A 20210-nucleotide genomic window follows, 5' to 3' on the forward strand; every position below is an offset into this window, starting at 1 on the left:
CCGAGCGTGTCCGTCCCTCCGGGAGAGCCATGACCACGTGGGAATACCTCACCACACCGCTGCTGATCCACAACACCGCCGCCATCCTGAACAACTGGGGCAAGCAGGGCTGGGAGCTCGTGCAGGTCGTGACAGGGCCCGAGGGCGGGCTCGTCGCGTACCTCAAGCGTCCGGTCGGCGGCGACGCGGCCGCCAACACCGGTCTTTCCGCGGCGGCAGACGCCGCGCGTCAGTTCGAAGGAGAATCCGCATGACCATCAGCGCCCGTCTCGCCGAGCTCGGCATCGAGCTCCCGTCCGTCGCCGCTCCGGTGGCCGCCTACGTGCCCGCCCGTGTGCATGCGGGTCTCGTCTACACCTCCGGTCAGCTGCCGTTCGTGGCCGGATCCCTGCCGGCGACCGGCAAGGTCGGCGCAGAGGTTCCGGCTGAGGACGCCAAGGGGCTCGCCCGCCTGTGCGCGCTCAACGCGATCGCCGCGGCGGCCGACGCTGCCGGCGGCGTGGACCGGCTCGGCGGAGTGCTCCGGGTTGCCGGCTTCGTCGCCTCCGACCCGTCGTTCTCCGGCCAGCCCGGCGTGATCAACGGGGCGAGCGAGGTGCTCGGGGAGATCTTCGCCGAGGCCGGCAAGCACGTCCGCGCCGCGGTCGGCGTGTCCGTGCTGCCGCTGGACAGCCCGGTCGAGGTCGAGGTCGTCTTCACCCTCGCCTGAGTCGTTCAGGAGCGTCCTTCGTCTCGCTTCACGGTTCCTGAGCGAGGTTCGTCTCGCTTCACGGTTCCTGAGCGAGGAGCGCAGCGACGAGACGAAGGACGCTCAGGAACCGCGTAGGGATCCGGATCCCTACTTCACCTGCGCCGAGATGGTCGACATCACCATCGTGTCCGCGAGCGTCGTGGTGTCGCCGACCTCACGGCCCTCGGCGACATCGCGCAGCAGGCGGCGCATGATCTTGCCGGAGCGGGTCTTGGGCAGCTCGCCGACGATGTAGACGTCGCGCGGGCGGGCGATCGGGCCGATCTGCTCGCCGACCCAGCCGCGCAGCAGCTGCGCGAGGCCCTCGGGGGCGTGCGCCTTGAGGTAGCTCTCCTTGATGATCACGAAGGCGACGACGGCCTGACCGGTGGTCTCGTCGGAGGCGCCGACCACGGCGGCCTCGGCGGTGGCCTCGTGAGCGACGAGCGCCGACTCGATCTCGGCGGTGGAGAGGCGGTGGCCGGAGACGTTCATCACGTCGTCGACGCGGCCGAGCAGCCACAGGTCGCCGTCCTCGTCGAAGCGCGCGCCGTCGCCGGCGAAGTAGTAGCCCTGCTTCTCGAACTTCTCCCAGTAGGTCTCCTTGAAGCGCTCAGGGTCGCCCCAGATGCCGCGGAGCATGCTCGGCCACGGCTCGGTGATCGCCAGGAGGCCGCCGCCGCCCGCGCCCACGGGCTGCCCGTCGTCATCGACCACGTCGATCGACACGCCCGGCAGTGCCACCTGCGCCGAGCCCGGCTTGGTCGCGGTGATGCCGGGGAGCGGAGAGACCATGATCGCCCCGGTCTCGGTCTGCCACCAGGTGTCCACGATCGGCGCGCGACTGCCGCCGATGACGTCGCGGTACCAGATCCACGCCTCGGGGTTGATCGGCTCGCCGACCGAGCCGAGCAGACGCAGGGAGCTCAGGTCGTACCGGTTCGGGATCTCGCGGCCGAGCTTCATGAAGGAGCGGATCGCGGTGGGCGCGGTGTAGAGGGTGGTGACGCCGTACTTCTGGATGATGTCCCACCAGCGTCCCTGCTGCGGGGTCTCCGGCGTGCCCTCGTACATCACCTGGGTCGCGCCGTTCGCGAGCGGTCCGTACGTCACGTACGAGTGCCCCGTGACCCAGCCGATGTCGGCGGTGCACCAATAGACATCCGTCTCCGGCTTCAGGTCGAAGACGACGCGGTGCGTGTACGACGCCTGGGTGAGGTAGCCGCCGGACGTGTGCAGGATGCCCTTGGGCTTTCCGGTGGTGCCCGAGGTGTAGAGGATGAACAGCGGGTTCTCGGCGGGGAACGCCCGCGCCTCGTGCGCGTTCGAGGCCGCGCCCACGGCGTCGTGGTACCAGAGGTCGCGCTCGTCGACCCAGTCGATCTCGTTCTCGCAGCGCTTGACCACGATCACGTGCTCGACCGTGTTCTGCTCGCCCTCGCCGCGATCGGTGAGCGCCTGGTCGACCGTGGGCTTCAGCGCGGACGCCTTGCCCTTGCGGTAGCCGCCGTCGGCGGTGATGACGACCTTCGCGCCGGCGTCGTCGATCCTCGAGCGCAGGCTGTCGGCGCTGAATCCGCCGAACACGACGGAGTGGATCGCTCCGACGCGGGCGACCGCGAGCATGGAGGCCACCGCTTCGGGAATCATCGGCAGGTAGATGGCGACGCGGTCGCCGTGTCCGACGCCGAGGCCGTCGAGCACGTTCGCGAGGCGCTTGACCTCGTCGGTGAGCTCGGCGTACGTGATGCGCCGTTCGTCGCCGGGCTCGCCCTCCCAGAGCAGGGCGACGCGGTCGCCGTTGCCGGCCTCCACGTGGCGGTCGAGGCAGTTGTAGGCGACATTGAGCTCGCCGTCGGCGAACCACTTCGCGAACGGCGGTGTCGACCAGTCCAGCACCTCGGTGAACGGCTTGTGCCAGTGCAGCTCGCGCGCCTGCTTCGCCCAGAACGCGTTGCGATCGGTGGCTGCCTCGGTGTAGATCTCCGGCTGGGCGACGGCCGCCGCGGCGAATTCGGGGGAGGGCGGGAACACCCGGGTCTCGTCGAAGACGTGATCGATCTGGCTGCTCATGGTGAGAGGGCGCTCCTTTGCGGCGGGGGGATCGCGGCGTGAGCCGTGACATCGGCGAATCTAGCCGTGCCCATCGTCTCTCACTACCGACGGAAGTCGGTAGTGGGATCCGTTTTGTACGGTGCCTTTTCGGACGTACACTGTCCGACGGCCGATCAATCGAATCCGGCTTTTCCTGCGGCTCCGACGGTCCCCCTCCGTCGGCCGCAGACGGGCGGCATCCCATTCCCCCCGTGGGATGCCGCCCACTCCTCTTCCTTGCCCCTCGCGTGCCGTCCGCACTTTCGCAGGACGTTCGCATGTCTGCAGGAGGATCCGGCCGGATCCGTCCTTCGGAATGGCAGTCTTCCTTCGGAGTTGTGGCCGGTCGTCGCCGCCCTCCGCACACGCTGGTTCATTCCGCACAGGCCGCTCGAGCAGCGGGTTGTGCACGGATTGCGCGGATCCCGTCCCGAGCCGGAACGCGGGTGCCTAGCGTCGGGACATGGCCTCGCCCTTCGTGATCGTCCCGCGTGGATCCACAGCCGCCGCAGAGCGGCTTGATCTGGATCCGGCATTCGGCGAGCTTGCTGTGCATGCCTCCGATCCGCAGGTCACCGATCTGTTCCTGAACGGCGCCGCCGGGCTCTTCGTCGATCGCGGTGCCGGCGCCGAGGCGGTTCCCGGATGGACGGCTTCCGAGCGCGAAGTGCGGGAGCTCGCCGTGCGTCTGGTCGCCCTCGGGGGCAGGYATCTCGACGACCAGGCTCCCTGCGTGGACGTGCGGCTCGCGTCCGGAGTGCGTGTGCATGCGGTGCTCGCCCCGGTCTCGACGGGTGGCACCGCCGTCTCGGTGCGGATCCCGCGGGTGCACGCGGCGGATCTGGATGACCTCGGTCGGCTCGGGGCCATCGACCGGGCGCAGCGGGCGTGGCTCGAACAGACGGTGCGAGACAGGAAGAATCTTCTGATCACGGGCGGCACGGGCACGGGCAAGACCACGATGCTGGCAGCCCTGCTCGCCCACGTCCCGCCGCACGAGCGGATCGTCACCATCGAGGACGTCGCCGAACTGCGGCCCCGACATCCGCACCACGTCTCGCTCGAGGCGCGGCAGCCGAACCTGGAAGGCGTCGGTGCGATCAGCGTGGCGCGGCTCGTGCGCGAGTCTCTGCGGATGCGGCCCGACCGGCTGATCGTGGGGGAGTGCCGCGGCGAGGAGATCCGCGATCTGCTGACCGCGCTGAACACGGGCCATGACGGCGGCGCGGGCACCCTGCACGCGAGCGGGCTCGCCGACGTGCCGGCGCGGCTGGAGGCACTCGGCGCCTTGGCGGGGATGGATCCGCCGGCGCTCGCGCGTCAGGCAGTGAGTGCCTTCGCGTACGTGCTTCAGCTCGTCCGCGAAGGCGGCGGCGTGCGCCGGCTCACGCAGGTGGGCGCGCTGCGGCTGGACGGCGAACATCTCGGCATCGAGGAGGTCCGGCCTTGGTGAAGGAAAGGCATGGGGATCCCGACCGCCGAAGCCGTCGCCGTGTGCAGCATGCGGGTCGGCGCGGCGGTGCAGAGCCCTCCGAGACCGAGATCGCGGAGGTCGTGCGGACGCTGGCCGTTCTCCTGCAGGCGGGAGCCGCCCCGCTGACGGCTTGGCGACACCTCGCGGAGAGCGGTTCGACCGAAGCCGTCGAGGTGCTCGCCGATGTGGAGCAGGGGCGTGCTCTGGTCGACGCGATCCGCACCAGAGGCGGGACGTGGCGGATGGTCGGCGCGGCGTGGGGGATCGCCGCGACCGTGGGAGCGCCCCTGGGCGAGGTGCTGCGAGCGATCGCGGCGGCGCTCGAGCAGGCCGGTGAGATCAGAGCCGAGATCTCGATCGCGCTCGCCGAACCCGCGGGTACCGCGCGTCTCATGCTGTGGCTGCCGCTCGTGGGCCTGCTGCTCGGAACGGCGCTCGGCTTCGACACCCCGGCGATGCTGCTCACGCAGCCCGCGGGGTGGATCTGCCTGGCCATGGGGCTCGGGCTGCTGCTGATCGCGCGGGCGTGGACGACGTCGCTGGTGCGCCGCGCCGCGCCGGCCGCGGGCATTCCGGGGATCCGCGCGGAGCTGCTCGTCGTCGCGCTCACCGGCGGGACGGCGATTCCGCGCGCCCGCACCCTCGTCGACCAGGAGACGGTGGCCGACGACGGTCCTGCGACCGCGGAGGAGGCGATCGAGCGCGTGCTGCGCCTCTCCGCCGCCGCCGGAGTGCCGGCCGGGGAGCTCCTTCGGGCCGAGGCCGATCGCGCGCGACGCGATGCACGCACGGCAGGCCGCACCAGGGCCGCGCGGCTGAGCTCGCGTCTGCTGCTCCCGCTCGGGGCGTGCACCCTGCCGGCCTTCATGCTGCTCGGCGTCGCCCCCTTGATCCTCAGCGTGCTGTCCACCACCCGGTTGCCGTTCGCCTGAGTCCGATGGTGCCCGATCGGGCGCTGTCATCCCGGAAGAGAAGAAAGAAGGAACACCATGAATCAGATCCCTCCCGCCGCGACCCCGGCACGGTCGTCGACGCCGCAGAGGGCCGCTGCCCTGTCGGCGCCGGTCGCGCGAGCACTGCCGCCGCTCACGCGAGGGCGCGCAGCACAGCTGTTCGGAGACGACACCGGCGCCGCCACGGCGGAGTACGCCATCGCGACGATGGCGGCGGTCGCCTTCGCGGGCCTGCTCGTCGTCATCATGCGCTCGGACGAGGTGCGCGGGATCCTGACGGACCTCGTGCGCCGGGCGCTGACGGTGGCATGACGTGTCCGACGCATCCGACGGTGCGGATCCGCGCCGGTCGGGATCGGGCGGTCCAGGAACGCGCCGGCCGAGATCTGGCGCCCTCCGAGAGCGCCCTCCGCGACCGGGTGTCCCGGAGGGCGCTCGCCACGGCCGGGAGCGCGGCTCCGCCACGGCGGAGCTCGCCATGGCGCTCCCGGTCGTCGTGCTGACGCTGCTCCTCGGCGTCGGCGCGCTCGGCGCGGGCATGCGCATGGTGGCTCTGCAGGACGCCGTGGCCGATGCGTCGCGCATCCTCGGGCGCGGCGACGACGCGGGAGGTGCAGGGGCCGCGGTGGCGCGCGCGGATCCTGCCGCGGGGATCGCGGTGAGCAGGTCCGACGCGCTCGTGTGCGTGACCGCCTCGACCGAGACCCGCATCCTCGGCGGCATCGTCGTGCCGATCCGGGCGACCGGCTGCGCGCTGGATGGAGGCCGGTGATGGCGGGCTCCGTACTCGCGCTCGGCGGGATCGCCATGGTCGCGGTGCTCGGCCTCGGCGCGGCCATGGTCGGCGGAGCCGGAGCGACATCGCAGCGGTTGGCGGCCGCGGCCGACGCCGCCGCGCTTGCGGGCGCCGATGCGCTCTCGGGCGCGATCCCTGTGCGGGAGGAGCCGTGCGCCCTCGCCGCCCGCGTCGCCCTGGCGCATGCCGTGGACCTGCAGGACTGCCGCATCGACGGCGCCGTGGTCATCGTGCACGTCTCGGCGGCGTACGCTGGATTCCCGGCCGTCGCCGGATCCCGTGCAGGACCACCCGAACTTCCTGGCGGCGACGGATGACCGCGCTGAGTCCCCGACTCCGGTGTGGTGTGTATGGTGTGCTTCGACGAAAGGACGCACCCGTGGCGCAAGGCAAGAAGCTTGTCATCGTCGAGTCTCCGACCAAGATGAGGTCCATTCAGGGCTATCTCGGCGACGGCTTCGAGGTGCTCAGCTCGGTGGGGCACATCCGTGACCTCGCTGACAAGAAGGACATCCCCGCCGCTGACAAGCAGGCGTACGGCAAGTACTCGATCGACGTCGAAAACGACTTCGATCCCTACTACGTCGTCTCGGATCGCAAGACCAAGACCGTCGCAGAGCTCAAGCGCGCCCTCAAGACGGCCGACGAACTCCTGCTCGCCACCGATGAGGACCGTGAGGGCGAGGCCATCGCGTGGCACCTGCTGGAGACGCTGAAGCCGAAGGTCCCGGTCAAGCGGATGGTGTTCCACGAGATCACCAAGGACGCGATCCAGGCCGCGGTCGGCAACACCCGCGAGCTCGACCTCGCGCTCGTCGACGCGCAGGAGACCAGGCGGATCCTGGACCGGCTGTACGGCTGGGACGTCTCGCCGGTGCTCTGGTACAAGGTGAAGTCCGGGCTTTCCGCCGGAAGGGTGCAGTCCGCCGCGACTCGCATGATCGTGGACCGGGAGCGCGAGCGCATGGCGTTCGTGTCGGCCGAGTACTGGGACGTGGACGCGACGGCTGCGGCGAACGGATCCGGTTTCAAGGTCCGCCTCGTCCGCTTGGACGGCGGGGCGATCGCCCGAGGCACCGACTTCGACGACAACGGTGCGCTGAAGAAGGCCGTCGTCATCCTCGATGAGAAGGCCGCGGCGTCGCTCGCCGCCGCCGTGGACGCGGTCGGATCCGGCGCGGTCACGAAGGTCGAGGCCAAGCCCGGCACCCGGAGCCCGTACGCCCCGTTCACCACCTCCACACTGCAGCAGGAGGCGGGACGCAAGCTCTCGATGAGCGCGAAGCAGGCGATGAGCGTCGCCCAGCGCCTCTACGAGAAGGGGTTCATCACTTATATGCGCACCGACTCGACCGCGCTCAGCACCCAGGCGGTGCAGGCAGCCCGGTCTCAGGCGGTCTCTCTCTACGGCGACGCGGCCGTGCCGCTCAAGCCGCGCGTGTACAAGAGCAAGAGCAAGAACGCGCAGGAGGCGCACGAGGCCATCAGGCCGTCGGGCGAGCAGTTCCGGACGCCTGCCTCGGTGTCCTCGCAGCTGGATCGCGAGGAGGCGCGTCTCTACGACCTGATCTGGAAGCGCACGGTCGCCAGCCAGATGTCCGACGCGAAGTACGAGACCACCACGGTCACCCTCGCGGTCGACGCGGATGGGCGCAACGCCGAGTTCACCGCCTCCGGCACCGTCTACACCTTCAAAGGCTTCCTCGAGGCCTACGAGGAGGGACGCGACGAGAAGCGCAACGACGCCGACGCCGCGGAGAACCAGTCGTTGCCGGCGGTCGCCGTGGGCGACGTGCTCGGCGTCTCGGACGCCGACGCGAAGCCGCACCGCACCACTCCGAAGCCGCGCTACACCGAGGCTTCCCTGGTCAAGGCGCTGGAAGAGCACGGGATCGGGCGCCCGTCCACGTTCGCGAGCATCATCGGCACCGTGATCGACCGCGGCTACGCGACCAAGCGCGGCCAGGCGCTCGTGCCCACCTGGATGGCGTTCAGCGTCGTCCGGCTGCTCGAGCAGCACTTCGCCGACCTCATCGACTACGACTTCACGGCGGCGCTCGAGGACGACCTCGACGCGATCGCCCGTGGCGAGCAGAAGCGGATCGAGTGGCTGCACTCCTTCTACTACGGCTCCGACACCCGGGCGGGCCTCCGCCAGGTCGTCGACAACCTCGGGGAGATCGACGCCCGCGCCCTGAACGCGACGAGGATCACAGACACGGCCACGCTTCGGTTCGGCAAGTACGGTCCCTACCTCGAGGTCGCGGACCCCGCGAACCCCGAGGCGAAGCCGCGCATCGTGAACGTCCCTGAGGAGCTCGCGCCCGACGAGCTCACCGCCGCCAAGGCGCAGGAACTCATCGACGCCCCCGTCGCCGGTGACCGCGTGCTCGGCGAGAACCCCGACAACGGCAAGGTCATCGTCGTCAAGGACGGCCGCTTCGGTCCGTACATCCAGGAGAACGATCCGGTCTCCGACGACGACCAGGTCGATGAGACCACCGGTGAGGTCGTGGAGACCCCCAAGCCGAAGCGAGGCGCCAAGAAGGAGACGGCGCCCAAGCCGCGGACTGCGTCGCTGTTCCGCTCGATGTCGGTCGACACGATCGACCTCGACACGGCGCTCAAGCTCCTCGAACTCCCGCGTGTCGTGGGCGTCGACCCGGCGACCGACGAGGAGATCACCGCGCAGAACGGCCGCTTCGGGCCCTACCTGAAGAAGGGTGCGGACTCGCGCTCGCTCGAGAGCGAGCAGCAGATCTTCGACATCGACCTCGCGCAGGCGCTGGCGGTCTACGCCGAGCCCAAGTACGGCGCGCGGCGTGCCTCCAGTGCGCTCGCCGAATTCGAGGCGGATCCGGTGAGCGGCAAGCCGATCCGGATCCGCGACGGCCGGTTCGGTGCGTACGTCACCGACGGGGTGACCAACGTGACGATTCCGCGCGGCCAGCAGGTGCAGGACATCACGTTCGAGATCGCCGTGCAGATGCTCGCGGACAAGCGCGCGAAGGGGCCGGCGCCCAAGGGCGGATCCCGCACCGCGAAGAAGGCCCCCGCCAAGACGGCCGCGAAGAAGGCCCCCGCCAAGACCGCGGCGAAGAAGACGCCGGCCAAGAAGGCTGCGGCGACGACCGATGCCGAGAAGGCCGCCGCCCGCTCCGCCGCGGCGAAGAAGGCCGCAGCCACGAGGGCCGCCAACGCGGCGAAGAAGCAGGCCGGCGCGTGAGCGAGGGCCGCGGCCTCTGGATCACGCTCGAGGGCGGCGACGGTACGGGCAAGACCACTCAGGCCGCGCTGCTCGAGGAGTGGCTGCGCGGCCAGGGGTGGAAGACCCTGCGCACGCGCGAGCCCGGCGGATCCGAGGTCGGCGTGCTCATCCGCGACATCGTGCTGCATCACCGCGGCGACATCGCCCCCCGAGCCGAGGCGCTGCTGTACGCCGCCGACCGCGCGCACCACGTCGCGACGGTCGTGCGTCCCGCCCTGGATCGCGACGAGGTCGTGATCCAGGACCGCTACCTCGACTCGTCGGTCGCCTACCAGGGCGCGGGCCGGGTGCTGGATGCGGACGAGGTACGCGGGTTGTCGCTGTGGGGCGCCGAAGGCGCGCTTCCCGACCTCACCGTGCTGCTCGACCTGGATCCCGTCATCGCCCGCCGCCGCCTGGATTCGGCGGAGAAGCCGTTCGACCGGTTGGAGGCCGAACGCGAGGAGTTCCACCAGCGCGTGCGCGAGTCCTTCCTCGCGCTGGCGGCGGCCGAGCCGGAGCGCTTCCTGGTCGTCGACGCCGCGCAGGATCCGGACGACATCGCGAGTGCGGTGCGTGCCCGGGTGGCGGCGCTCCTGGCCTAAGCCCCGGCTCTGGCCGTTCGCCCGAGGACAGAGCGTGCGATGTCGCTCTCCCCGGTTAGGCTTGACCGCATGTCGGCCACCGTTCTCGCTCCCTTTCCGTGGACGGACGTGTGGGGGCAGGACGCGGCCGTCGAGACGCTGCGCACCGCCGTAGCCGATCCTGCCGCGATGTCGCACGCGTGGCTCATCACCGGCCCGCCCGGATCCGGCCGGTCGACGCTCGCCACGGCGTTCGCGGCGTCGCTGATCGCCGAGCGCCCGGATGACGAGCAGACCATGCACCAGGTGCTCGCCGGCACCCACCCCGACGTCACGGTGCTGCGCACGGAGAAGGTCATCATCTCGATCGCCGAGGCGCGTGCACTCGTCGAGCGGTCGTACTTCGGCCCGTCCAGCGGGCGGTACCGCGTCATCGTCGTCGAGGACGCGGATCGCATGACCGAGCGCACCTCGAACGTCCTGCTGAAGGCGCTCGAGGAGYCGCCGGAGCAGACGGTCTGGATCCTGTGCGCACCGAGCGAGGCGGATCTTCTGCCCACGATCCGGTCCCGCGTGCGATCGCTGCGGCTGCGCGAGCCCGACGTGTCCGCGGTCGCCGAGCTCATCGTGCGCCGGACCGGCGCCGATCCCGTCGTCGCCGAGCAGGCCGCGCGGCATGCGCAGCGGCACATCGGCATGGCGCAGCGGCTCGCGACCGACCCCGCCGCCCGCGCTCGCCGCGAGCAGACGTTGCGCGCCGTGCTGGGTGCGCGAGGAGTCAACGACGCCGTCGAGGTCGCCGGACAGATCGTGCAGGCGGCGACGGACGACGCGAAGGCGCTCACCACTGAGCGGGACGAGGCCGAGCGGCGCGCCCTGCTGCACACGGTGGGGATCGCCGAAGGGCAGGCGGTTCCGCCTGCGGTGCGCTCGCAGGTCAAAGCGCTCGAGGACGAGCAGAATCAGCGCGCCAAGCGCAGCGTGCGCGACGGTCTCGACCGTGTGCTCACCGATCTGCAGTCGCTGTTCCGGGATGTCGTGATGCTGCAGTTCGGCCGCGACGACGTGCTGATCAACGCCGAGCTCGCGCCGGAACTCGGCGCCGTCGCGGCAGCCTGGCCGCCCGAGCGCACGCTCGTCGTGCTCGACCATCTCGCCGAGACCAGGGAATCGCTGGAGCGCAACGTCGCCCCCGCGCTCGCCCTCGAGAGCTTGCTCGTGACCGTCACGAGTGGGAGGAGACCATGAACACGCGTTCCCCCTCGCGCCTGCGCCGCACCTCGGTGGTGGTGGCGGGTCTCGTCGTCGCCGCGATCGCGCTGTCGGGCTGCCTGTATTCGATGATCCCTGCGCAGTCCACGTCGGCCGGGCCGGCAGCGAGCCCTGACACGTCGGGCATCGCCGAAGACCTCAAGCCCTTCTACGGGCAGAAGCTCAGCTGGTCGGCGTGCGGCAGCGGCATGGACTGCACCACCGTGAAGACGCCGCTGGACTGGGAGGACCCCGGGAAGGGATCCCTCGACCTCGCCGTCGTGCGCCACCGCGCCACCGGAACCTCCAAGGGTTCGCTCCTGACGAATCCGGGCGGTCCCGGCGCGAGCGGCCTCGACCTGATCAAGTCGAGCCTCGACTACGCAGTCAGCCCCACGCTGGTCAAGAACTACGACGTGATCGGCTTCGACCCGCGCGGCGTCGGATCCTCCACCGCCGTGAAATGTCTCGACGCGTCGCAGATGGACGACTACCTGTACGGGATCCGGCCCGGCGCCCGCGGAGGCGACGAGTGGACGGCGGCGCAGAAGACCGCCAACAAGGACTTCGCCGATGCCTGCGAGCAGAACAGCAAGGGGATCCTGCCGTACATCACGACGGTGAACTCCGCTCGCGACATGGACCTGCTGCGCGGCGTCCTCGGCGACAAGAAGCTGAACTACCTCGGCTACTCCTACGGCACCTTCCTCGGCGCGACCTACGCCGAGCTGTACCCGGAGCGGGTCGGGCACCTGGTGCTCGACGGCGCTCTGGACCCGGCGGTCTCCAACCTCGACGTCAGCACGACCCAGGCGATCGGATTCGAGTCGGCACTGCGCGCATACATGGCTGCGTGTCTGAAAGACAAGAAGTGCCCGTTCCAGGGCACGGTCGACGACGCGATGAAAGACCTCGGCGCGCTCCTGGCGAGCGTCGACCGCTCGCCGCAGAAGAACACGGACGGCCGCATGCTGGGCGCGGACAATCTGATGACGTCGATCGTCGCGGCGCTGTACTCGCAGGACAGCTGGTCGTACCTCACCCAGTCGCTCACCGCGGTGCTGAAGGGCGATCCCTCCGTGGCCTTCCAGCTCGCCGATTTCTACAACAACCGCGAGAACGGGAAATACACCGACAACTCGACCGAGGCATTCCGGGCATACAACTGCATGGACTACCCGCTGGAGGACGACGCGGCGGCCAAGGCGGCCTCGGACGCCAAGATCAAGGCCGATGCACCGACCATCGCCCCGTACTGGGACGGTCCCGATCCCTGTGAGCAGTGGCCGTACCCGCCCACGGGTAAGCGCGGCGAGATCACCGCGGCGGGATCCGGTCCGATCCTCGTCGTCGGCACGACCAACGACCCCGCGACCCCGTACACCTGGGCCGAGTCGCTCGCGAAGCAGCTCGAGGGCGGGGTCCTCATCACCCGCGTGGGTGAGGGGCACACCGGCTACAACAAGGGCAACGCGTGCGTGGATGATGCCGTTGACGCCTACTTCGTGAACGGCACCGTGCCGGATAAGGCAGGGATCCGCTGCGAGTAGTCCGCCCTTGCGGCCCGGTGGCGGTGTTCGCCGTGACCGGGCCGCGCCCGGGCTGCGCGTGGTTCGCAGCACGCCCGCGGACAGGGTAAGATCGTTGATCGTGCGGTTCGCCCGCATGCGCACCTCTCGAGGTGTGCGCCGCCCTAGCTCAGTCGGCAGAGCATTTCACTCGTAATGAAAAGGTCAAGGGTTCGATTCCCTTGGGCGGCTCCACCGGAAACCCCCTCCTCGGAGGGGGTTTCGTCGTTCCGGCGTACGCTCGGAGCATGTCCCGTGCGCTGCTGATCGTCGACGTCCAGAACGACTTCACCGAGGGAGGCGCCCTCGCCGTGACAGGCGGCGACGACGTCGCCCGCGGCATCACCGCGCTGCTGCGCGATCACGCGGCCGACTACGACGTCATCGTGGCCTCGCGGGACTGGCACGACGCGACGGGGGACAACGGCGGGCACTTCTCCGGTGCCCCGGACTACGTCGACAGCTGGCCCGCGCACTGCGTCGCCGGCACGCCGGGCGCCGACTACGACCCGCTGCTGGACACGGCCGCCGTCACGCATCACGTGCGCAAGGGGCAGGGGCGCCCTGCCTACTCGATGTTCGAGGGCGTGACGGAAGACGGCGAGACGGTCGCCGGGATCCTGTCCGCACACAGCGTGTTGACCGCCGACGTCGTCGGCATCGCGACCGATCACTGCGTGCGCGCCTCGGCGTCAGACGCGATCGCGCATGGCCTGCACGTGCGGATCCTGACGGACCTCGTCGCCGGGGTCGGCGCCGAATCGAGCGCAGCGGCGCTGGCCGAACTTGCGCACGCCGGCGCCGAGCTCGTGCCGAGCGGTTCGGCCGACGTCGCGGCACCCGCCGAGTCCAACAACGGCCCCGCCGGGCAGACCGACGGCGCAGCCGAATGACCGTCGAACGCTGCGCCCTGCTCCTCCGCGCCGTGAACGTTAGCGGCGCGAACAGAGTGCCGATGGCCGAGCTGCGCGCACTCATGAATGAGCGAGGGGGCTTCGGCACCGTGACGACCTACATCGCGAGCGGCAACGTCATCTGCGATGCACCCGCGGATCCCGCCGCGGTCTGCGCGGAGGTACGGACGCTGATCCACGACGCATTCGGTGTGAACACGCCGGTGATCCTGCGCACGCATGACGATCTGCTCCGTGCCATCGAGGAGAACCCCTTCCCCGACGCGGCTGCCGACAAGATGCTGCACGCGATGTTCCTGGAGGGGGAGCCGCGAGCCGATGCTGTCGAGACGTTGACGGCACGATTGCAGCCCGGCGAGCGGATCGCCCTGCGCGGAAGCGATCTGTGGATCGATTTCGGCGCCGGGGGAGTGCACTCCAGCAAGCTCACACGCCCCGTTCTGGATCGCGCGCTCGGCGTCGCGGGCACGGCCCGCAACCTGCGCACAGTGCGCAAGCTCGCCGAACTCACGGCCGGCTGAAGGCCTCGGACGACCCGGCAGGCTCGCCGGCGCCGAACGCGCTGCTGAGAGCGGTCGGTGCTGCGGCGCCCGCAGCATGCAGATCCACGCGTTGTGCCCCGCAGGTCACGCAGCGCACATACAGCAGGATGCCGTCGGAGGTTCTGTGCCGGGAGCGCGTCGTCCAGGCGTGCTCATGCGCCGGGATCGGACCGAACGGATCCCGGGGTGGGAGAGGGATGGACGCGGTGTCGGCAGAGGATGCGGCGTTCATGCCTCCACGATGATGTAATGCTCTTATGCATCTCAACCCTTACGGAGAGTATGCGGTGTTGATGGCGGCATCGCTCGCCGACGACTGGCCGTCCGATCGCGCCGGCATCGAGCAGCGCACTCGAGACTTCGGGATGACGATGGTGTTCCCGGAGAATCCCGAGGATCACGCCGACACTCGCCGCGTGATCGATGACTGGCTGCGCGTCGTCGATGCGGCGACGCCGGAAGAGCGTGCGTCGTTGCTGAACGCGCAGATGGCGACCGCGGCGGCGTATCCGCGGCTCACGGACCACGACGGCGAAGGCTGGCACCTGCACTACCGGGACGAGGAGGATTCGCTGCCTCACGTGCTGCGCGCCGTGATCGCGGTCGGCACGTCGTTGCACCTGGTCACGCGGGGAATGGGACGCCTGGGGCGCTGCGCGGCGGCGCCGTGCACGAACGTCGTGGTCGACGTGACCCGCAACGGGCGGCAGCGCTACTGCTCGGTGCGCTGCGCCAACCGCGACGCCGTGCGCCGGCACCGCGCCCGACGCGGATAGCGCTCCCCGGCTTGCGCGGGGCCGATCGTCAGTCGTACATGCCGACGTTGATCGGGCCCGTCAGGTCGGGCGGAGCGGCCCTGAACCCGCGTGTCTTGATCAGCAGGTAGACCACGCCGATCGCGGTCCAGGCGCCGCCGATGATCATCGAGATCCCGTCGAGGCTGAGCCACAGCGCCACGTTGATCACGATGCCGATCGCGGGGATGACGACGAAGCCGATCCAGGATCCGACCGTGCGTTTCGTGATGAACCGGAAGAACACGAAGATCACCGAGAGGTTCACGAAGGTGAAGGCGATGAACGCGCCGAAGTTGATCATCGACGACGCCTGCTCGAGGTTCACGAACAGCGCGGTGAGGGCGATCGCGGCGACGATGAGGACGTTCGCGACCGGGACGCCGGTGCGTGGGTTCACTCGGCCGAACAGGCGCTTCGGCAGGGCGCCGTCGCGGCCCATCGCGTACAGCAGGCGGGCCGCACTCATCTGCTGCGTGATGCCGCAGCCCAGCACCGCCATCATGTACCCGCCTACGAAGATCGCCTGGAACGCGGCACCCCCGATGTACTTCGCGATCTCGGGCGAGGCGCCGACGATGTTCTCCAGCTTCGTGACGTCGGGGAACAGCGTCTGCATCACGTAGGTCACGGTGAGGAAGAACGCTCCGGCCGCCGCGACGATGATGAAGATCGCGCGGGGGATGTCGCGAGTGGGACGCTTCGCCTCCTCCGCGAGCGTGGAGACGGCGTCGAAGCCGAGGAACGACAGCGCGAGGATGGCGGCGCCACCGGCGAGGGCCGCGGCCTGGACGTCGTCGGAGAAGAACGGCCGCACGGTGAAGGCAGCGCCGTTGGCGCCGTTCGAGATGTTCACGACCGCGAGAACGACGAAGAGCACGGCGACGACGAGCTGGATCCCGACCAGGATCACGTTCATGCTCGCCGCGAGACGCACGCCGACGAGATTGAGCGCCGTGCAGATGACGACGGTGAGCAGCACCCACACCCAGAACGGCACCCCCGGGTAGATCGCGCCCATGTAGATCCCGGAGAGGATCGCATTGATCATGGGCAGCAGCAGGTAGTCGAGGGTCGCCGCCCAGCCCACGAGGAAGCCGACGGACGGGTGGATGCTCTCCTTCGCGTAGGTGTACGCGGATCCGGCGATCGGGAAGAAGCGCACCATGCGCGAGTAGCTGAATGCCGTGAAGAGCACCGCGACCAGCACCACGAGGTAGGCGAGCGGCACATGGCCGCTGGTCTGGTCGGCCACGATGCCGAACATGTCGAACACCGCGAGCGGTGCCATGTAGGCGAGGCCGATGAAGACGAGGTGGCGCAGCTTCAGGGTGCGCTTGAGCGCTCCCGGTTCGTGCGTGACGGCATGGGCGAGCTGATCGTCGCCGGCGGCGACGGCGGAGTGGGATGGCAGCGTTGACATCGTGGGGATCGTCCTCAGTGGGTGTGCGAGTGGCAGTGGTGGTCGGCGGAGGGCTCGCTGCAGCTCTGCCCGGCTCCGCCAGGGTCCTGGATGGGAGCGGCGGTCTCGGCCGTGCCGAGCTCACCGCGCGCGTCGTGCACCGCCGTGCCGCCGACGACGGTGAGGTCGGCGCACTGTGCGAGGATCTCCGCCGGCTCCATGGCGTAGAGATCGCCCGACCATACGACGAGGTCGGCGAGGTATCCGGTGCGGAGCATCCCGAGCGACTTCTCGTGATGGAACGCCCCCGCGCCGCCCTTCGTGTAGGCCTCGAGCGTGCGATCGAGATCGAGGCGCTCGCCGGTCGTCCAGGCGTCGCCGCCGTCGAGACGGGCGCGGGTCATCGCGCTGTAGACGCCGACGAGCGGATCCATCTCGCCCACCTGCCAGTCGCTCGAGAACGTGACGCGCGCGCCGGAATCGATCATGGAGCGGAACCGCCAGGCGCGATCCCAGCGCGCTTCTCCGACGTTGTCCATCCAGGTGCCGGCGACGAGGTCGGGGGAGGCGTGGCGGGGCTGCATGGCCGCGACGACGCCCAGGTCGCGGAAGCGCGGGAGGTCCTCCGGGGCGAGGCACTCCACGTGCACGATGCCGTGCCGGGCGTCCCGCGTGCCGTTCGCGCGCTGGGCGGCCTCGATCGCGTCCAGGGTGAGTCTGATCCCCCAGTCGCCGGTCGCGTGCGTGTGCACCTGGTAGCCCAGGCGGTCGAGCTCGACGAAGAGCCGGGTGAACTCGAGTGGCTCGAGGCTCGTGTGCCCGCGATGGCCCGGGCGGTTCGCGTAGTCCTCGAGCATCGCCGCCGTGTGCGGCTCGATCACATCGTCCGCGTACAGCTTGACCATGCCCAGACGGAAGCGGTCGTGCTGCGGGGTCTCTCGGATCGCCTCGGTGATCCGAGAGCGGAAATCGCCGTCGGAGCCGACCGGATGATAGATCGCTGCGATCGTCCGCGAGGTGAGCTTGCCCTCGCGCTCCGCCCGGTCGAACAGTGGCAGCTCGGCGAGCGGAACCTGCGGTTCGACGACCGTCGTGATGCCGAAGCGGCGGGCCATGTCGAGGCTGTTCACGATCTTGCGGTAGCGCCGGTCGGGGGAGTACATCGGGATGTCGCGCTGCAGCTCGGCGAGACCATCGGTCGTCATGGCGCTCGTGTAGAAGTCGGTGACCCAGCCCGTCGGCTCGCCCGTGCGGTGGTCGATCTCGGGGTTGCCCCAGGCGATGTCGCCGCCGCCCAGGATCCCGAGCTTCGCGAGCGCCGGCCGGTTCAGCCACACCGAGTGCTGGTCGTAAGTGGTGATGAAGACGGGCCGGTCGGTGACGCCGGCGAGGTCGTCGGCGCGCGGGCGGCGCCCTTCGACGACCGAGTAGAGGGCGTTCTCCGCGCAGATCCACTCCAGGGCGGGGTGCGCCTCGGCGAACGCCGCGATGCGCGAGCGCACGACATCGAGGCTCTGCACCTGGTCGAGGCTCACGGCGAGGTCGTCATAKCCGAGCAGCAGGTGGTTGTGGGTGTCGGCGACGCCGGGGGTGACCAGACGGCCCTCCAGGGCCACCGTGCGGCGGCTCGCCGGTGCGTCGGCGGCGGACCCTACGTAGGTGATCCGGTCGCCGGTGATGCCGACGGCCTCGGCCCAGGGCTGTTCGGGATCGAAGGTGCGGACGCGTCCGCCGGTGTAGAGGGTGTCGACCGCCATGTCGGTGCTCCAACGTCTCGGGGCGGCGCTGCTCGGGGGAGTCGCCGCAGTTCTTTGACTCAAGAGTAAATTAATTAACTCAGATGTCAAGAAACTCTTCCGATCGGATCCGGATCCCTTCTCGGGACTGCGATACTTGCTTCATGGCACGCCCGAGCACCCAGGAGCAGCGTCGCCGCGAGGTGATCGACGCGGCGCTCGACGCCGCCGCCGAGCATGGGCTGCGCAACCTCTCGCTGACGGATGTCGCGAATCAGGCCGGGGTCACCCGGGGCGCGTTGCTGTACTACTACGAGGACCTCGATGCGATCCTGGTCGAGGCCCACGCCGCAGGCATGCGCCGGGTCGGCGAGGAGCGCGAGGCGCTCGTGGCCCAGTCGGAACACCCGGCGGAGCAGCTCGCGGTCGCCATCCGCGCCGGTCTGCCGAGTGGCCCGGATGACGCGCTGATGCGGCTGCTCTACGAGTTCGACGTGCTCGCGGGCAAGTCGCCGCTGCACGACGAGCTCGTGCAGCGCCTCTACGGCGAGCAGCTTGGGCTGTACCGGCGGATCCTGCAGGCCGGCGCGGACAGCGGAGACTTCACGCTGACCGGTCCGATCGACGACATCGCGATGAACTTCGTCGCCCTGGAGGACGCCTACGGCCTGCACATCGTGGCCGGCGGCAGCATCTCCGTCGCCGACGCGGAGCGGGCCATCGCGCTGTTCGCCCGCCAGGCGGGGGCGCCACTGCCCTGAGACGCGGCCGGAGAGTCAACTGGTACCGAAACCTCAACCGCGCCTGGCATCAGCTCGCCGAAGCTGACCCGATCATCCGTCAGCCTGCGCTCATGATCTACGGCGAACGCGACGCCGTCGCCCCGGCCGAGCATCTCGCGACGTTCGTGCCCAATTTTGAGGAAACCAGCCTCGACAGCGGGCACTGGATTCACCAGGAGCGGTCCGAGGAGACGAACCGTTTGATCCTGAAGTGGCTGGTGGCGCAGGAGGCCAGCAAGAGCTGAATTCCCGCGATGACAAGAGCAAGAGGGGGCCCGGTCATTGCTGACCGGGCCCCCTCTTCACGGTGGGCCCCGTGGGGCTCGAACCCACGACCCGCGGATTAACCTGCCACTTCGGCTTTCGCCGCCGCCCGGTGGGCGTTCGTGGTCTGGACTGTCCCTTCACCCTGGCTTTCGCTGTAGGTGCCACCCGTCCAGTCTCTACACCTTCCGGACTCGCGTCCGGCTTGGCTCGGGATTGCCAACTGGTCTCCCAGGAAGGGTTCCCCGACTTTGAGTGGTGTCATCCCCGGGGTTTCCCCCGAGGCGCTCCTATTGTGTTGAAGTCCGATGCTCTGCCAACTGAGCTAGAGGCCCGTACTCCCGAGTCTATCGGTCGCGACTGGGTGCCCTGCGTCGGACAGCGCGCGTAGCCTGGGTCGGTGCCCGCACCCTTCCACCGCCCCGTCCGTCTCTCGCCGGAGACGTTCGACTACCTGCTCGGTTCCCACGATCCCGCGGAGCAGACGCGCATGGCGCACGCCACGGCGTCGGCGCTGCTGGCGCGGGTGCGGGCTGATGACAGCGGAGTGAGCGCGGAACGGCTGGTCGCGTACGCGACCGAGCACGGCATCGACGAGGTCGCCGAGCTCTGGGCGAAGAGCCCCGCGGTCTCCTTGCCCGGCGCCCTCTGGCGCCTGTACCTGCTGCAGGCGTCGATCCACGCGGATCCGTCCCTCGCCGCGCTCCTGCACGAGCGCGGGCGCATCGAGCTGCCGTCGGTCGACGCGCTGGTCGCCGGCGCGCCGGTGCCGGCTGGCCCCGAGGAGCTCGTCGGGCTGATCGACACGATCCTGCACGGCGCGTTCTCCGGCGACTTCGCGATCGCGCTCGAGCGGGCCGCGGCGTTCTGCCGCGTGCAGGCCTCGGGAGCCACGCATGTCGCCGACGACTACGAGCACACGGAACCGGAGCGTGCGAGCGAGCTGACCACTCGCGCATCGCGCCTCAGCGCCTACGCGCAGGACCTCACCGCCTCGGCCGGTGCCTGGCGCGACGGGTCGCTGAACTGAGCGGATCCGGTCCTGCCTCCCGCGCTAGGCTGGAACCGATGATGACCAG

Annotated in this window: 20 protein-coding genes and 1 tRNA gene; 18 read left to right on the top strand and 3 right to left on the bottom strand. The window is 69.8% G+C overall.

The features are described 5' to 3' along the window. Window positions 1-29: 29 nt before the first annotated feature. Both AC1DG4_RS04240 and AC1DG4_RS04245 read left to right on the top strand, forming a co-directional pair. On the top strand, window positions 30-254 hold the full coding sequence (locus AC1DG4_RS04240; RefSeq protein ID WP_477376420.1) for a DUF4177 domain-containing protein: 225 nt from the start codon (window positions 30-32) through the stop codon (window positions 252-254). After that, the gene (locus tag AC1DG4_RS04245; protein WP_477376422.1) at window positions 251-709 is read left to right on the top strand and encodes a RidA family protein; all 459 of its coding nucleotides are present in this window, start codon (window positions 251-253) and stop codon (window positions 707-709) included. The genes AC1DG4_RS04240 and AC1DG4_RS04245 overlap by 4 nt, the downstream gene beginning before the upstream one ends. Window positions 710-838: 129 nt before the next feature. Here AC1DG4_RS04245 and acs read toward each other — a convergent pair whose 3' ends face one another. After that, window positions 839-2803, bottom strand: coding sequence for an acetate--CoA ligase (gene acs / locus AC1DG4_RS04250; protein WP_477376423.1), 1965 nt, complete (start codon window positions 2801-2803; stop codon window positions 839-841). A gap of 484 nt (window positions 2804-3287) precedes the next feature. On the opposite strand from acs, the gene AC1DG4_RS04255 reads away from it, so the two are divergent. The 13 genes from AC1DG4_RS04255 (at window position 3288) to AC1DG4_RS04315 (ending at window position 14929) form a co-directional block, all read left to right on the top strand. After that, window positions 3288-4277, top strand: a complete 990-nt coding sequence (locus AC1DG4_RS04255; protein WP_477421090.1) for a TadA family conjugal transfer-associated ATPase — start codon at window positions 3288-3290, stop codon at window positions 4275-4277. Further along, window positions 4274-5230 (top strand): type II secretion system F family protein, encoded by a 957-nt coding sequence (locus tag AC1DG4_RS04260; RefSeq protein ID WP_477377338.1) that lies wholly within the window; start codon window positions 4274-4276, stop codon window positions 5228-5230. The genes AC1DG4_RS04255 and AC1DG4_RS04260 overlap by 4 nt, the downstream gene beginning before the upstream one ends. 120 nt (window positions 5231-5350) lie before the next feature. Next, complete coding sequence (locus tag AC1DG4_RS04265) at window positions 5351-5563, top strand: DUF4244 domain-containing protein (RefSeq protein WP_477377340.1); 213 nt, start codon at window positions 5351-5353, stop codon at window positions 5561-5563. A gap of 166 nt (window positions 5564-5729) precedes the next feature. Continuing rightward, window positions 5730-6023, top strand: coding sequence for a TadE family type IV pilus minor pilin (locus tag AC1DG4_RS04270; RefSeq protein ID WP_477376427.1), 294 nt, complete (start codon window positions 5730-5732; stop codon window positions 6021-6023). Next, window positions 6023-6364, top strand: a complete 342-nt coding sequence (locus AC1DG4_RS04275) for an Rv3654c family TadE-like protein (RefSeq protein ID WP_477376429.1) — start codon at window positions 6023-6025, stop codon at window positions 6362-6364. The genes AC1DG4_RS04270 and AC1DG4_RS04275 overlap by 1 nt, the downstream gene beginning before the upstream one ends. A 62-nt stretch (window positions 6365-6426) precedes the next feature. Then, entirely contained in the window at window positions 6427-9273 is a 2847-nt protein-coding gene (gene topA, locus AC1DG4_RS04280) for a type I DNA topoisomerase (RefSeq protein ID WP_477376431.1), read from the top strand. Further along, window positions 9270-9899: a dTMP kinase gene (gene tmk, locus AC1DG4_RS04285; protein ID WP_477376433.1), complete on the top strand. Its 630-nt coding sequence runs from the start codon at window positions 9270-9272 to the stop codon at window positions 9897-9899. Before topA ends, tmk begins: the two co-directional genes overlap by 4 nt. Before the next feature lie 69 nt (window positions 9900-9968). Continuing rightward, on the top strand, window positions 9969-11126 hold the full coding sequence (locus AC1DG4_RS04290) for a DNA polymerase III subunit delta' (RefSeq protein WP_477421091.1): 1158 nt from the start codon (window positions 9969-9971) through the stop codon (window positions 11124-11126). Next, on the top strand, window positions 11123-12679 hold the full coding sequence (locus AC1DG4_RS04295) for an alpha/beta hydrolase (protein WP_477376437.1): 1557 nt from the start codon (window positions 11123-11125) through the stop codon (window positions 12677-12679). Before AC1DG4_RS04290 ends, AC1DG4_RS04295 begins: the two co-directional genes overlap by 4 nt. Window positions 12680-12816: 137 nt before the next feature. After that, window positions 12817-12892 (top strand) — tRNA-Thr (locus tag AC1DG4_RS04300). A gap of 53 nt (window positions 12893-12945) precedes the next feature. Then, the gene (locus AC1DG4_RS04305) at window positions 12946-13590 is read left to right on the top strand and encodes an isochorismatase family protein (protein ID WP_477376439.1); all 645 of its coding nucleotides are present in this window, start codon (window positions 12946-12948) and stop codon (window positions 13588-13590) included. Next, entirely contained in the window at window positions 13587-14132 is a 546-nt protein-coding gene (locus tag AC1DG4_RS04310) for a DUF1697 domain-containing protein (RefSeq protein WP_477376441.1), read from the top strand. Before AC1DG4_RS04305 ends, AC1DG4_RS04310 begins: the two co-directional genes overlap by 4 nt. 278 nt (window positions 14133-14410) lie before the next feature. Continuing rightward, window positions 14411-14929: a CGNR zinc finger domain-containing protein gene (locus tag AC1DG4_RS04315; RefSeq protein ID WP_477376443.1), complete on the top strand. Its 519-nt coding sequence runs from the start codon at window positions 14411-14413 to the stop codon at window positions 14927-14929. A gap of 28 nt (window positions 14930-14957) precedes the next feature. Here AC1DG4_RS04315 and AC1DG4_RS04320 read toward each other — a convergent pair whose 3' ends face one another. Continuing rightward, window positions 14958-16370 (bottom strand): APC family permease, encoded by a 1413-nt coding sequence (locus AC1DG4_RS04320; RefSeq protein WP_477376445.1) that lies wholly within the window; start codon window positions 16368-16370, stop codon window positions 14958-14960. Window positions 16371-16384: 14 nt separating this feature from the next. After that, a complete protein-coding gene (locus AC1DG4_RS04325) occupies window positions 16385-18106 on the bottom strand; it encodes an amidohydrolase (RefSeq protein WP_477376447.1) in 1722 nt (573 codons plus the stop codon). A gap of 143 nt (window positions 18107-18249) precedes the next feature. Between AC1DG4_RS04325 and AC1DG4_RS04330 the strand changes: the two genes are divergently transcribed. The 3 genes from AC1DG4_RS04330 to AC1DG4_RS04340 all read left to right on the top strand — a co-directional run bounded on the left by AC1DG4_RS04330 (window position 18250) and on the right by AC1DG4_RS04340 (window position 20161). Continuing rightward, entirely contained in the window at window positions 18250-18846 is a 597-nt protein-coding gene (locus AC1DG4_RS04330; protein ID WP_477376448.1) for a TetR/AcrR family transcriptional regulator, read from the top strand. A 92-nt stretch (window positions 18847-18938) separates the two neighbouring features. Continuing rightward, entirely contained in the window at window positions 18939-19112 is a 174-nt protein-coding gene (locus AC1DG4_RS04335; RefSeq protein WP_477376450.1) for an alpha/beta fold hydrolase, read from the top strand. Between the two features lie 419 nt (window positions 19113-19531). Beyond that, window positions 19532-20161: a DNA-directed RNA polymerase subunit beta gene (locus AC1DG4_RS04340; RefSeq protein ID WP_477376452.1), complete on the top strand. Its 630-nt coding sequence runs from the start codon at window positions 19532-19534 to the stop codon at window positions 20159-20161. Window positions 20162-20210 lie beyond the last annotated feature (49 nt).

Source organism: Microbacterium sp. 05N427 (assembly GCF_056397105.1).